Source organism: Oricola nitratireducens (assembly GCF_014904745.1).
Taxonomy (GTDB): domain Bacteria; phylum Pseudomonadota; class Alphaproteobacteria; order Rhizobiales; family Rhizobiaceae; genus Oricola; species Oricola nitratireducens.
The window spans coordinates 52163-64560 of record NZ_JACZCS010000024.1; the positions used below are offsets into that span (position 1 = coordinate 52163).

Annotated in this window: 15 protein-coding genes; 13 read left to right on the plus strand and 2 right to left on the minus strand. The window is 63.7% G+C overall.

Annotated elements, in window-relative coordinates; translation table 11 throughout:
* Window positions 1-66: 66 nt before the first annotated feature.
* The 6 genes from trxC (at window position 67) to ligM (ending at window position 5008) form a co-directional block, all read left to right on the plus strand.
* Window positions 67-513 carry a thioredoxin TrxC gene (gene trxC / locus IG169_RS13040; RefSeq protein WP_193176654.1) on the plus strand — a complete coding sequence of 149 codons (447 nt, stop codon included), beginning with the start codon at window positions 67-69 and terminating at the stop codon, window positions 511-513.
* A gap of 157 nt (window positions 514-670) precedes the next feature.
* On the plus strand, window positions 671-1045 hold the full coding sequence (locus tag IG169_RS13045; RefSeq protein WP_193176655.1) for a hypothetical protein: 375 nt from the start codon (window positions 671-673) through the stop codon (window positions 1043-1045).
* A gap of 229 nt (window positions 1046-1274) precedes the next feature.
* Window positions 1275-1775, plus strand: a complete 501-nt coding sequence (locus tag IG169_RS13050; protein WP_193176656.1) for a hypothetical protein — start codon at window positions 1275-1277, stop codon at window positions 1773-1775.
* Between the two features lie 120 nt (window positions 1776-1895).
* Window positions 1896-2531, plus strand: coding sequence for a nucleoside triphosphate hydrolase (locus IG169_RS13055; protein WP_193176657.1), 636 nt, complete (start codon window positions 1896-1898; stop codon window positions 2529-2531).
* A 191-nt stretch (window positions 2532-2722) separates the two neighbouring features.
* Window positions 2723-3481, plus strand: coding sequence for a GntR family transcriptional regulator (locus tag IG169_RS13060; protein ID WP_246717365.1), 759 nt, complete (start codon window positions 2723-2725; stop codon window positions 3479-3481).
* A 117-nt stretch (window positions 3482-3598) separates the two neighbouring features.
* Entirely contained in the window at window positions 3599-5008 is a 1410-nt protein-coding gene (gene ligM / locus IG169_RS13065; RefSeq protein ID WP_193176658.1) for a vanillate/3-O-methylgallate O-demethylase, read from the plus strand.
* A 70-nt stretch (window positions 5009-5078) separates the two neighbouring features.
* Here ligM and IG169_RS13070 read toward each other — a convergent pair whose 3' ends face one another.
* Together IG169_RS13070 and IG169_RS13075 are read right to left on the minus strand one after the other, a co-directional pair.
* Window positions 5079-6227 carry a CaiB/BaiF CoA transferase family protein gene (locus IG169_RS13070; protein WP_193176700.1) on the minus strand — a complete coding sequence of 383 codons (1149 nt, stop codon included), beginning with the start codon at window positions 6225-6227 and terminating at the stop codon, window positions 5079-5081.
* Entirely contained in the window at window positions 6224-6553 is a 330-nt protein-coding gene (locus tag IG169_RS13075) for a hypothetical protein (protein ID WP_193176704.1), read from the minus strand. The genes IG169_RS13070 and IG169_RS13075 overlap by 4 nt, the downstream gene beginning before the upstream one ends.
* 22 nt (window positions 6554-6575) lie before the next feature.
* Here IG169_RS13075 and IG169_RS13080 point away from each other — a divergent pair, with 22 nt between their 5' ends.
* From IG169_RS13080 to IG169_RS13110, 7 genes are read left to right on the plus strand one after another with little or no spacing between them, the layout of a single operon-like run.
* Complete coding sequence (locus IG169_RS13080; protein ID WP_343225649.1) at window positions 6576-7643, plus strand: 4Fe-4S dicluster domain-containing protein; 1068 nt, start codon at window positions 6576-6578, stop codon at window positions 7641-7643.
* Window positions 7644-7647: 4 nt separating this feature from the next.
* Entirely contained in the window at window positions 7648-8118 is a 471-nt protein-coding gene (locus IG169_RS13085; RefSeq protein ID WP_193176660.1) for a cyclic nucleotide-binding domain-containing protein, read from the plus strand.
* 15 nt (window positions 8119-8133) lie between these two features.
* Entirely contained in the window at window positions 8134-8967 is an 834-nt protein-coding gene (locus IG169_RS13090; RefSeq protein WP_193176661.1) for an FAD/NAD(P)-binding protein, read from the plus strand.
* A gap of 2 nt (window positions 8968-8969) precedes the next feature.
* Window positions 8970-9737, plus strand: coding sequence for an NADH-quinone oxidoreductase subunit B family protein (locus tag IG169_RS13095; RefSeq protein ID WP_343225650.1), 768 nt, complete (start codon window positions 8970-8972; stop codon window positions 9735-9737).
* Complete coding sequence (locus tag IG169_RS13100; protein WP_193176662.1) at window positions 9730-11019, plus strand: Ni/Fe hydrogenase subunit alpha; 1290 nt, start codon at window positions 9730-9732, stop codon at window positions 11017-11019. The genes IG169_RS13095 and IG169_RS13100 overlap by 8 nt, the downstream gene beginning before the upstream one ends.
* Window positions 11012-11464 (plus strand): hydrogenase maturation protease, encoded by a 453-nt coding sequence (locus IG169_RS13105; RefSeq protein WP_193176663.1) that lies wholly within the window; start codon window positions 11012-11014, stop codon window positions 11462-11464. The genes IG169_RS13100 and IG169_RS13105 overlap by 8 nt, the downstream gene beginning before the upstream one ends.
* 32 nt (window positions 11465-11496) lie before the next feature.
* Window positions 11497-12291 carry a TIGR03084 family metal-binding protein gene (locus tag IG169_RS13110; protein WP_210325997.1) on the plus strand — a complete coding sequence of 265 codons (795 nt, stop codon included), beginning with the start codon at window positions 11497-11499 and terminating at the stop codon, window positions 12289-12291.
* Window positions 12292-12398: the final 107 nt, after the last annotated feature.

Sequence of the window (12398 nt, forward strand, 5' to 3'; positions counted from 1 at the left end):
GATCAAGAACGCGCAGCGCGGTTGCTGTAGACTTCGGCCATCTTAATGGTAACCGGAGTTTCGCTCATGCCGGATCGATCTCAGGTCGTGTGCCCCAAATGCGCGGCCGTCAATCGCCTTCCCGCCAACCGGCCTGCCGGAAAGGCCAAATGCGGGGTGTGCCACGAAAACCTCTTCACCGGACATCCTGCCAGCGCCGATGCGGCGATGTTCGAAAAACAGGTGGCGCGCAGTTCGGTGCCGGTCGTCGTCGATGTCTGGGCGCCGTGGTGCGGCCCCTGCCGGATGATGGCTCCCGCCTTCGAGAAGGCGGCGCAGGAACTCGAACCGGAAGTGCGCTTCCTGAAGCTCAACTCCGACGAGGAGCAGGCCGTCTCGGGACGGCTCGGCATCCGCGGCATCCCGACGCTGCTGCTGTTTCACGGCGGCAAGGAGATCGCGCGCCAGTCGGGCGCGATGACCGCAAGTCAGATCACGGGATGGATCCGGCAGCATCTTCGCGCCTTCGCCTGATCCCCCCCAGGCCCAGAACGCCAGCCTCGCGTTGAACCGCGTCCGGCCATGCATAACGATCCGCATGATGAAATCACGCCTTGGAAAGATGGTTCGACGTGATTAGGTTTCCGGCCGAACCCTGTTTCGGGCGCATCGCATTCGGGCATGAAGAACGATGAAGAAGCCATATCTGCTGCTGTTTCTTGTCCTGGCCGGCTGCAGCACGGAATCCGGCGGCGACAAGAATGCCGATGCGGCCCGGAAGGTGACTCCGCAGCAGGCGGCGCTGGTCAGGATCGTCGACGGGATTCCCGCAAACATCACGCGGTTTTCCAACCTGTCGGCCACAATATGCAGGGAAGGGCCCCTGGGACCCCCTCCGACCCGCGAGGCGACACTGCTGCTGCTGAAAACACGGACGCTGCAAAACGGTTATCTCACCCTTCACAGCGTCACGGTCGGCCCCGTGCAGGGGTCGCTTGCCAAAAGCTGTCCAGGTGGCATACAGGCGAGGGGTGTCGGATTTTCCACCGGCAAGCCGAAAGGCTGACCGGTTCGATCTGGCCGGCTTCGGGCGCCGCGATCTTTCCGGGGGCGGGAATTTGCGCGCGAATTCGGTTCACCGTGCTTATCGCCGCTGGTTCGCATCGCAAGCTGCGTGGAGAGGAATGCCGGCAGCCGGATCAGCGCGGCAATTAATTAAAAGTGCGGCACGATATGTGCCATGGCGTAGTTCACTCCGATAGACTAGTTCAATCCGATTGAATTGGGAGGGGCGCATGCAGTTACTGATCGACGATGGTGTTCATCTCGACATCAAGTCGCATCTGCGGACGAAACAGTCGATCGAGGCGATCGGCCTCGAAGGCGTCGATCTGCTGAACACGCTGGCGCAGTTCGACCCCTACGGCGTCTGGCGGCTGAACCTCGATACAGCGGCGATCCAGTGCACGGGCGATTGCACGCATATCTTGGGAATCGATGGCGGCGATGGCGGATTGGGTCTGTTGACGCTGTTAAGAGCGTTTCATCCCGATGACCGCAAGGCGGCGGCGCTGTGCATCGAAAACGCGATCGAGAACCACACCAGTTTTCGTTTCGTGCTCCGCGTTCCGCGAGGAGACGGCTCGGAAAAGTTCGTCAAGATGATCGGTCAGTACCGCGATGGCGCGTCCGGTTTGCCGGAACTGTTCGGAACCCTGTCGGAATTCCAGGACAGGAGCCGGACCGCAGCCTTTTGCGTACCGCTGGTCGAAAATTCGGCGCTTTCGGCGTCCTGACACGGTCAAACGGACAGGTCGCCCTCGTTCGGGGGGCGTTCCCCGCTCGACCAGGATGGCCCGGGGACCTGAATTCGAGCTAAGCTTCCGTTGAGCCGGCGCAAGACAACGGAGGCAGACTTGGCGACGACTGATATCGAACTGTCCGCGCTTGCGGATCTCTTGACCGAACGCGCCGGCGCGGGTCGGATCGTTGTCGCCATTGCCGGTGCGCCCGGCTCCGGAAAATCGACGCTTGCCGACCGGCTCGCCGCCCTGATCGATACGAGGATGCCGGGCGCGGCGGTGGTCCTGCCGATGGACGGTTATCACTATGACGATCGGCTGCTCGACGCGCTCGGACGGCGCGCGCGCAAGGGAGCGGCGGACACGTTCGACGTCGCCGGCTTCCGCCACATGCTGGCGCGATTGCGCGACAATCGCGAGGAAGCGGTCGCCGTTCCGGTCTTTGACCGGGACATCGAGATCGCCCGGGCCGGCGCGCGTTTCGTGCCGCAATCTGCGCGCATCATTATCGCCGAGGGCAACTATCTCCTGCTCGATGAGGAGCCGTGGAGCGCGTTGCAGCCGCTGTTCGACGTCACGGTTTTCATCGATGTCGACGAGGCGACGTTGCGCGCCCGTCTGGAGGAGCGCTGGCGCGGTTACGGCCTCCGGGAAGAGCAGATACGGGCCAAGGTGGAAGAGAACGATCTGCCAAACGGGCGGCATGTCATCACCGGCAGCGTCGTGGCCGATTACCGCGTCAGGACGTGATTGTCCCGCCATATCTCGACAGGCATGTATACACAATCCGGATTTTCGCTGACTTTTTTGCGCCGGAACGGTATTATTCACCCGTAAACATTCGCGGAAGCATACATGCCGGCCATGCCGCGCCATGAGAGGCTGCGGACGCTGATGGCGATGAGACGCAAAACGGCGCATAGTCGAGGGAAACCGGAGCGATGGGGAAAAGAACCGAGATGAAGGAAGCGGCGAGCAACACGCACGCGACGCGCACGGTGATCGAGCTGCGCAAGAAGATCCTCGGCGGCGAACTGACGGGCGGGACCCGGCTTTTCGAGGTACCGCTTGCCGAGGAACTGGAAATTTCGCGCACGCCGCTGCGCGACGCAATGTCGAGGCTCGCGGAGGAAGGGCTGCTGGAGCGCGCCAGGAGCGGCGGTTTCGTGGTGCGCAAATTCACCTTCGCCGACGTGATCGACGCGATCGAGTTGCGAGGGGTCCTGGAAGGGACCGCGGCGCGGCTTGCCGCCGAACGCGGTGCGCCGGCCGATGCCATGGCGCGTATGGAAGAGATTGTCGCCAAGCTCGACACCTGTTTCGGCGAAGCGCCGGGCGACGTCGATTTCGAAGCCTATTCCGATCTCAATGCGCAGTTCCACGACGGGCTGGCGGGACTCGCCGGCAGCGACATCATCCGCCGCGAGGTCGACCGGGCGACGCGGCTTCCCTTCGCATCACCGTCGGCTTTCCTGCCGGACAAGGAGGATATCGCTTCCTTCCGCCGGTCGCTCAATTTCGCGCAGGAACAGCACAAGGTGATCGTCGAGGCAATCGGCGCGCGCGAGGGCTCCCGCGCTGAATCCGTCGCGCGCGAACACGCCCGCACGGCGCGGCGCAATCTCGAATACATGCTGGACGAGGACCGGAGCCTGATGGAGCGCGTGCCCGGTATCGCTCTGGTCGTCGCGCAGGGCTGATTTTCGAAGGGCTGTGCGACATTTTCGGCGTGAATCGGCGCGGGAATCCGCTTGCATGTCGCTCCGATTTGGGTCAAACAATGTATACATGAAACTAGCCCATTGGGAGGAACAATCATGTCAAATAGCAATCTAGAAGCCGTTTTGCGGGATTCCGGCGGGGCTGTGCAGCACCTGCGCAATTCGAAAATCGGTATGTATGTATACCCTGTGGTGGCGCCGGAATTCTCCAACTGGCGCGATGAGCAGCGCGCCTGGCGCGATTCCGCAGTGTTGTTCGACCAGTCGCATCACATGGACGAACTGATCGTCGAAGGTCCGCAGGCGGAGGAATTCCTCGCCTATCACGGCATCAACTCGTTCTCGAATTTCAACCTCAACCGCGCCAAGCACTTCGTTCCGGTCACCCCGAACGGCCACGTGATCGGCGACCACATCATTTTCCGCGAGCGTGAGGACAAGTTCATTCTGGTCGGCCGCGCGCCGACCTCGAACTGGCTGCAGTTCTGCGCCGCCTACGGCAAGTGGAACGTGCGCATCAAGCACGATCCGCGGTCGCCTTCGCGTCCGGACGGCGAGCGCGTGTTGCGCACCCATTACCGCTACCAGATCCAGGGCCCCGAGGCGCCGAAGATCTTCGAGAAGATGAACGGCGGCCCGGTGCCGGACATCAAGTTCTTCCACGTCGACTGGATCAATATCGGCTCCAAGAAGGTACAGGCGCTGCGTCACGGCATGTCCGGCGCGCCGGGCCTGGAAATCTGGGGTCCCTACGAGGACAAGGCCTATATCCACGCCACCATCATGCAGGCGGCCAGGGACGCCGGCGTCGACCTCGTCCGGTGCGGCAGCCGCGCCTACTCGACCAACACGCTGGAGTCGGGCTGGATCCCGTCGCCGCTGCCGGGCATCTATACCGGTGACGGCATGCTGGCCGAATACCGCCAGTGGCTTGGCGCCGATTCCTACGAAGCGGCAGGCTCGATCGGCGGTTCCTTCGTGTCCGACAATATCGAGGACTACTACGTCAATCCGTTCGAGCTCGGCTACGACTTCTATATCGGCTGGAAGAAGGACGATTTCGTCGGCAAGGAAGCGCTCGCCAAGATGAAGGGCGCCAACAACCGCAAGAAGGTCACCTTCGAGTGGAATCCGGAAGACGTGATGAAGGTCATCGCTTCGGGCTTTGAAGACGGCACGCCGTACAAGTGGATCGACTTCCCGCAGCCGAACTACGCCTCGTCGTCCGCCGACATGATCACCAAGGACGGTAGACAGGTCGGCATGTCGATGTTCAACGGCTACTCCTTCAACGAGCGCCGCTTCCTGTCGCTCGGCGTGGTGGATGCATCCATCCAGGAAGAAGAAGTCCTGACGCTGGTCTGGGGCGAACCGGAAGAGACGCAGAAGACGTCGACCGAAAAGCACAAACAGACGGAAATCCGCGTTCGCGTGGCGCCGACGCCCTATGCGGCCGAAGCCCGCGAAAACTACGCCGAAAGCTGGCGCAACAAGAAGTCGGCCTGATCAAGGCGCATTACAGCGAAACTTCAAGCCGGGGACATCGTTCCCGGCTTCTCTTCATGTCCTGAAACCGTCAGGCGTCCCAGCCGCGGGCGCGGATCGCGTCCGAATGCTCGCCGAGCTTCGGGGAGGGGCGTTCGGAGACGGGCGCGGGTGTGCCGGCGAAACGGATCGGCGTGCGCAGGCCCGGAACGCCGTCCGGATCGATGCGCATGCCGCGGTGGACGATCTGTGGATCGGCGAGAACGTCGGCGACGGTGTTGATCGGCCCGGCCGGGACGACGGCCTCCTCGAGGGCGGCAAGAAGATCGTCGCGGCTCCAGCTTTTCGTCTTCTCCGCAATGCGCCGCGCAAGTTCCGCGCGGTTCTCGATGCGCACGGCATTGGTGGAGAATTTCGGATCGGCGGCGAGTCCGTCGAGGCCAAGAACGTCCCCCAGTCGCGCGAATTGCCGGTCATTGCCGACCGCGATGATGATGTAGCCGTCGGCGACCTCGAATGTCTGGTAGGGCGTGATGTTGGGATGGGCGTTGCCGAGGCGATGCGGAGCGACGCCCGAGGCGAGGTAGTTCATCGCCTGGTTGGCGAGCACGCCGGTCATGCAGTCGAGCAGGGCCATGTCGACATGCTTGCCGCTGCCGGTCCGCTCGCGTTCGGCCAGCGCCGCCTGGATGGCGATGACGCCGTAGACGCCGGTGAAAATGTCGGCGAAGGCGACGCCGATCTTCTGCGGCTCGCCCGCCGGATCGCCGGTCAGGTCCATGATGCCGCTCATGCCCTGGATCAGGAAATCGTAGCCGGCGCGCGGAGCGTAGGGGCCGTCCTGGCCGAAGCCGGTGACCGAGCAGTAGACGATGCGCGGATTGCCGGCCGACAGGGTCGTGTAATCGAGGCCGAATTTCTCGAGCCCGCCGACCTTGAAGTTTTCCACCACGACATCGGCGTCGGCCGCCAGCCGGCGGACCAGGGCGAGATCGTTCGCGTCGCGGAAATCGGCGGTGACGGAGCGCTTCCCCCGGTTGCAGGCGTGGAAGTAGGCGGCGGAGCGGTCGCCGTCGCGCTCGATGAAGGGCGGGCCCCACTGGCGGGTGTCGTCGCCTTCGGGGCTTTCCACCTTGATGACGTCGGCGCCGAGATCGGCGAGCGTCTGGCCGATCCACGGACCGGCGAGGATACGCGCCAGTTCCAGCACGCGCAGACCTTTCAGTGGCGCTTCCATCAGCTTGCCGTCCAGAGGTTTCGCGCGTGATGCATGATGCGATAGTCTCCCGTATGCGATTGCCGCCCTGCATGTCGCCCGCCGGACGATTTTTGTCCAGCGCGTGAAGCGGTCAAATCCACAAATCCGTTGATGCACATCAATCCACCGCCCACCGGCAGCGCTAGCGTGCATGCGAGAGGTCGCGAAAGATAAATTCCGCTTTTATTGTCGCAGAAGCTTGAAGCTTGGCTGTTATAGGTGTGAACTGCGGGTCGCACCGTAATCGATTTAATTGACGCGCAAACGGGGTCGACGAACATGCCGGCGAGCACAGGGTCAAGTTTCATCCTCGATGATCCTGCGCCTCTCGTGGAAGCTCTGCTTGCCGATGGCTGGCGGGTAATCGGGCCGAAGCTCGGCGACGGCGCCATAGTCTATGACGAGATCGAAAGCGCATCCGACATGCCGCGGGGCCTGACCGACGAGCAGGAGGGCGGCCGCTACCGGTTGCGCGAGGGCGATCCGAATCGCTGGTTCGATTATGTCGTCGGGCCGCAGAGCTGGAAGAAATATCTCTTTCCCGCCCGCCAGAAACTGTGGTCTGCCGAAAAGGGCGACAACGGTTTCGCAATCGAACCGCATGAGGACGACTTCCCGAAGACGGCGCTGTTCGGCGCACGGGCCTGCGAGATCGCGGCGATCGAGGTGCAGGACCGGGTGTTCGACAATGGCGACTTCACCGATAGCGGCTACAAGCGCCGGCGCGAGGCGACGCTGATTGTCGCGGTGCAGTGCGCGCGTTCCGCTGCGACCTGTTTCTGCGCCTCGATGAATACCGGCCCGAGCGCCGATTCCGGTTTCGATATCGCGCTGACCGAACTGGACGACGGCGGTTTCTTCGTCGAATGCGGCAGCGACAGGGGCGCGGCGATCCTCGACCGGATCGGTCCCGCGGAAGCGGGAACGGCCGAGCTGGAAGCGGCAAATGCGGTGACGCTGAAGGCGGCGGGGATGCAGACGCGGTCGATGCCGGACAACATCCCGGCGCTGCTGCGCGAAAATCTCGACCATCCACGCTGGGCCGAGGTGGCCGAACGGTGCCTTTCCTGCGCCAATTGCACGATGGCGTGCCCGACCTGCTTCTGCTCCGACGTCGAGGACGTCAACGATCTGTCCGGCGACCATGCCGAACGCTGGCGGGTGTGGGATTCCTGCTTCACGCTCGACTTCAGTTACATCCATGGCGGCTCGGTGCGGCGGTCGACGCTGTCGCGCTACCGCCAGTGGATGACGCACAAGCTGTCGAGTTGGCACGACCAGTTTGACACGTCCGGCTGCGTCGGCTGCGGGCGCTGCATCGCGTGGTGCCCGGTCGGCATCGACATCACCGAAGAAGCGGCCGCCTTCGCGGCGGAGCCGCTCGCACAGGAGGGCTGAGCGCATGGAAATTCACGGACTTGGAGAGACCTTGGCCGCGCATCCGGTCTTCAAGCATTTCGACAAGGAAACGCTCGATCTGCTCGCCGGCTGCGCGCGCAACGAGCATTTCCGCGCCGGCCAGGCGATCTATTCGGAAGGCGACGCGGCCGACAAGGTCTTCCTGATCCGCGAGGGTGATATCGCCGTCGAGATTTCGGCCCCGCAGCACGAGCCGATCATCGTCGAGACGCTGCGCGCCGGCGACATTCTCGGCTGGTCGTGGATGGTGCCGCCCTACAAGCACATGTCGGATGCCCGCGCGCTCAACGATGTGCGCGCCATCAGCCTCGACGCCACCTGCATGCGCAACAAGGCGGAACAGACCCCGGCGCTCGGCTACCAGATGTTCAAGCATTTCGTGCCGCACATGGCGGTGCGTTTCCGGGCGCTCAGGATGCAGTTGCTCGACGTCTACGGAACCAACAAGGGGTAGGACGTGCAGGCTCAGATGGCACAGGACCCGATGCTGCCCCGGCGCTACCGCGTGAAGCGTGCGTGGAGCGAGCTGTCCGACGTTTCCACGATGGAACTCGAGCCGATCGACGGCGAGGCCGTGCCGTTCGCGCCCGGCCAGTTCAACATGCTTTACGCATTCGGCGTCGGCGAGGTGGCGATCTCGATTTCCGGCGATGCCGCCGACACGGACAAGCTGGTGCACACGATCCGCAATGTCGGGGCGATCTCGGGCGCGCTGGCCGGCGTTTCCGACGGCGATGTGATCGGCGTACGCGGGCCGTTCGGTTCGGCCTGGCCGGTTGCCCAGGAGACAGGGCGGCACATCGTATTTGTCGCGGGCGGTCTCGGCCTCGCGCCGCTCAGGCCGGCGATCTACCACGTACTCAACAACCGCGAGCAATATTCGGGCATGACGCTGGTCTATGGCGCGCGTTCGCCCGACGACCTGCTTTACGCCGACGAGATCAAGGCGTGGAAATCGCGCTTCGACACCGAGGTCGAGATCACTGTGGACCATGCCGCGCCGGGCTGGACCGGGCAGGTCGGCGTCGTGACCGTACCGCTCGACCGCACGCTCTCCGGCAGCAACGGGGCGGAGGTTTCCGCCTTCGTTTGCGGGCCGGAGATCATGATGCGGTTCTCGGTGATGAGCCTGATGGCCGCCGGCGTGCCGGAAGACAAGGTCTGGATCTCGATGGAGCGCAACATGAAATGTGCCATCGGCTTTTGCGGCCATTGCCAGTTCGGCGGCGATTTCATCTGCCGCGACGGGCCGGTGTTCCGACACGACCAGGTGTCGCGGCTGATCGCGAAGAAGGAGATCTGAGCATGGCGAAACCCAAGCTTGCGGTCTGGAAGTTCTCCTCCTGCGACGGATGCCAGTTGAGCCTGCTCGATTGCGAGGACGAGCTGCTGGACATCGCCGGGCAGATCGACATTGCGCATTTCCTCGAGGCGACGAGCGAGATCAAGAACGGACCCTACGACATCTCGCTGGTGGAGGGCTCGATCACCACGCCGCACGATGTCGAGCGCATCAGGAAGGTTCGCGAGAACTCGAAGGTGCTGATCACCATCGGCGCTTGTGCTACGGCGGGCGGCATCCAGTCGCTGCGCAATTTCGCCGACGTCAAGGAATTCACCAACATCGTTTACGCGCACCCGGAATATATCTCGACGCTGGAGAAATCCGACGCGATCGCCGATCACGTCAAGGTCGATTTCGAACTGCGCGGCTGCCCCGTCTCCAAGCACCAGCTGCTGGAACTGATCACGGCGACGCTGGCCGGCCGCAAGCCCTATGTGCCGAACGCGTCGCAATGCATGGAATGCAAGCGGGCGGGCACTGTCTGCGTGATGGTCGCCAAGGGCACGCCGTGCCTTGGCCCGGTGACGCAGGCCGGCTGCGGCAATCTCTGCCCGTCGCACGGGCGCGGCTGCTACGGCTGTTTCGGTCCGAAGGAAAACCCGAACCCGCCGGCGCTTTCGGCGCATCTTTCCGAGTTGGGCATGGCGTCGCGCGAGGTGCGCGACTTCTATCGTTCGTTCAACGCCGGCGCGCCGGAATTCGCCAAGGAGAGCACGTCGCATGAGTGAACGCATTCTCCAGGTCGATGCGCTGGCCCGCGTGGAAGGCGAGGGCGCGCTTTACGTCCGGCTGAAGGGTGACGAGATCGAAAAGGTCGAGTTCCGCATCTTCGAGCCGCCGCGCTTCTTCGAGGCGTTCCTGCAGGGGCGCGACGCGCACGAGACGCCGGATATCACCTCGCGCATCTGCGGCATCTGCCCGATCGCCTATATCATGGGCGCGAGCCAGGCGGTGGAACAGGCGCTCGGCGTCTCGGTGACGCCGGAAATCCACGAACTCAGGCGGCTGATCTATTGCGGCGAATGGATCCAGAGCCACGTGCTGCACGCGGCGATGCTGCACGCGCCGGATTTCCTCAACCTGCATGACGCGATCAAGATCGCCGAGGTCAATCCGGAGCTGGTCAAGACGGCACTCAGGTTGAAGAAGATCGGCAACAGTCTGATGGAGGTCGTCGGCGGACGTGCGGTGCATCCGGTCAACACGCGGGTCGGCGGCTTCTATTCGGCGCCGGACAAGGCCAAGGTGAAGGCGCTGCTGCCGGAACTGGAATGGGGTATCGCCGCGGCGCGCGACGTGGCCGTCGCCTTCTCGAAGTTCGATTTCCCCGACGACGAATACGACTACACATTCGTGTCGCTGAAGCACCCGGAGACGTATGCCATCGCAGAAGGGCGGCTTGTCTCGAACCGTGGCCTCGACATCGGCGTGCCCGAATTCAACGACCATTTCTTCGAGGAGCATGTGGCGCGTTCCAACGCGCTGCACGGACACATGAAGGACGGCTCGGCCTATCTAGTCGGGCCGCTGGCGCGCTATGCAAACAATTACGCGCAGCTGACCGATGCCGTGAAGGAGACCGCGGCGCTGTGCGGCCTCGGCGAGGTGGTGCGCAATCCGTTCAAGTCGATCCTGGTGCGGATGATCGAGGTGCAATACGCGCTGGAAGAGGCGGCGCGGATCGTGCGCGTCTACGAACCGCCGAAGCAGCCGTTCATCGACACCCCGCCGAGGGCGGGCGAGGGGCATGGCTGCACCGAGGCACCGCGCGGGATCTGCTACCACACCTACAAGCTCGACGCCGAAGGTCTGGTCACCCATGCGCAGATCGTGCCGCCGACCTCGCAGAACCAGCCGCAGATCGAGGCCGACCTGACGCGTGTCGTCGCCGCCAACATGGACATGGCGGACGCCGACCTGCAGTGGCGCTGCGAACAGACGATCCGCAATTACGATCCCTGCATTTCGTGCGCGACGCATTTCCTGAAACTGACGGTCGAGCGTGTCTGAGCAAATGCTGATCGTCGGTATCGGCAACGCGTTCCGCTCCGACGATGGCGTTGGGCCTTTCGTCGCCGAGGGACTGGCCGCGAAGGGCTTTTCCGCGACCGTACATGCCGGCGACGGGACCGGGTTGATGGACCTGTTCGACAAGCATGACCGGATCGTGCTCGTCGACGCGACGCGCAGCAATGCGGAGCCGGGCACGCTGATCGCGCTCGACGCGGCAGCAGCGAAACTTCCCGCCGACCTGTTCCACTATTCGACGCATCGCTTCGGACTGGCCGAGGCCGTGGAGACGGCGCGGGCGCTCGGGACACTGCCACAAAGCGTCTTGGTCTACGGCATCGAGGGCGAGGACTTCGGCGCAGGAACGGCGCTGTCACCAGTCGTCGAAAGCGCGGCGGTGGCGCTGATTTCGCAATTGGTTGAATCGCTTGGGGACGTTTTCTGACGGATGCGATGCGGGGATACGGAGGAGAACCGATGAACCTGACAGTGGCGGACGATTTCCTGGCCGAGAGCGAAGTGCTTCATGCCTGCGTCAAGGATTTGCGGGACGCCGATTTCGAGCGCGCGACGCAGTTCAAGGGCTGGACGATCAATGACGTGCTGGTGCATCTGCATTTCTGGAACGGAGCTGCCGATCTGGCGGCGCGCGACGAGGCGGACTTCCGGCGCCTCGCCGCCGAGGTCTCAGACGTGGTGCGCGAGGGACGCCTTCGCCCGTTCGAGAATGCGGCGATCGCTGAACGGGGCCATGCGCTCCGGGACATCTGGATCGACCGTGCCCGCGACATGGCGGCGCGCTGGCGCGACTTCGATCCGAAAAGGCGGCTTCCGTGGATCGGACCGTCCATGTCGGCGCGCTCGTCGATGACGGCGCGGCAGATGGAAGGCTGGGCGCACGGTTTCGAGGTCTTCGACCTGCTCGGCAAAAAGCGCGAGGAAAGCGACCGCATCCGCAACATCGTCGTGCTGGGGATCAACACCTTCGGCTGGTCGCACACTGTGCAGGGGCTGCCCGTTCCGGACACGATACCGGCGCTTGTCCTGACGGCGCCGTCCGGCGCGGTGTGGGAATTCGGCGATCGGGCGGCGAACGAGATCAGGGGCGAGGCCGTCGATTTCGCGGCGGTCGTCACGCAAACGCGCGCGCTTGCCGATACCGGTCTGGCGGTCGACGGCGCGGTCGCGCGACGCTGGATGCAGCATGCGCAGTGCTTTGCCGGTCCGCCGGAAACGCCGCCGTCGAAAGGCAGCCGCCTCCGCTTCTCCTGATCCCGGGGACGGAAGAAAAGCAAGGCAATGCGGGTGGAAGCGCGCTTTCCATTTCGGCTGGAAAGCTTTCAGCCATGTCCCGTTTCCGGTTCGGCCCGATTGGTCGT

Coding starts and splice junctions, on each gene's coding strand:
- IG169_RS13045 (WP_193176655.1), top strand. CDS start 671: ATGAAGAAGCCATATCTGCTGCTGTTTCTTGTCCTGGCCGGCTGCAGC.
- IG169_RS13050 (WP_193176656.1), top strand. CDS start 1,275: ATGCAGTTACTGATCGACGATGGTGTTCATCTCGACATCAAGTCGCAT.
- IG169_RS13110 (WP_210325997.1), top strand. CDS start 11,497: ATGAACCTGACAGTGGCGGACGATTTCCTGGCCGAGAGCGAAGTGCTT.
- IG169_RS13085 (WP_193176660.1), top strand. CDS start 7,648: ATGGAAATTCACGGACTTGGAGAGACCTTGGCCGCGCATCCGGTCTTC.
- ligM (WP_193176658.1), top strand. CDS start 3,599: ATGTCAAATAGCAATCTAGAAGCCGTTTTGCGGGATTCCGGCGGGGCT.
- trxC (WP_193176654.1), top strand. CDS start 67: ATGCCGGATCGATCTCAGGTCGTGTGCCCCAAATGCGCGGCCGTCAAT.
- IG169_RS13075 (WP_193176704.1), bottom strand. CDS start 6,553: ATGAAACTTGACCCTGTGCTCGCCGGCATGTTCGTCGACCCCGTTTGC.
- IG169_RS13095 (WP_343225650.1), top strand. CDS start 8,970: ATGGCGAAACCCAAGCTTGCGGTCTGGAAGTTCTCCTCCTGCGACGGA.
- IG169_RS13060 (WP_246717365.1), top strand. CDS start 2,723: ATGGGGAAAAGAACCGAGATGAAGGAAGCGGCGAGCAACACGCACGCG.
- IG169_RS13100 (WP_193176662.1), top strand. CDS start 9,730: ATGAGTGAACGCATTCTCCAGGTCGATGCGCTGGCCCGCGTGGAAGGC.
- IG169_RS13090 (WP_193176661.1), top strand. CDS start 8,134: ATGGCACAGGACCCGATGCTGCCCCGGCGCTACCGCGTGAAGCGTGCG.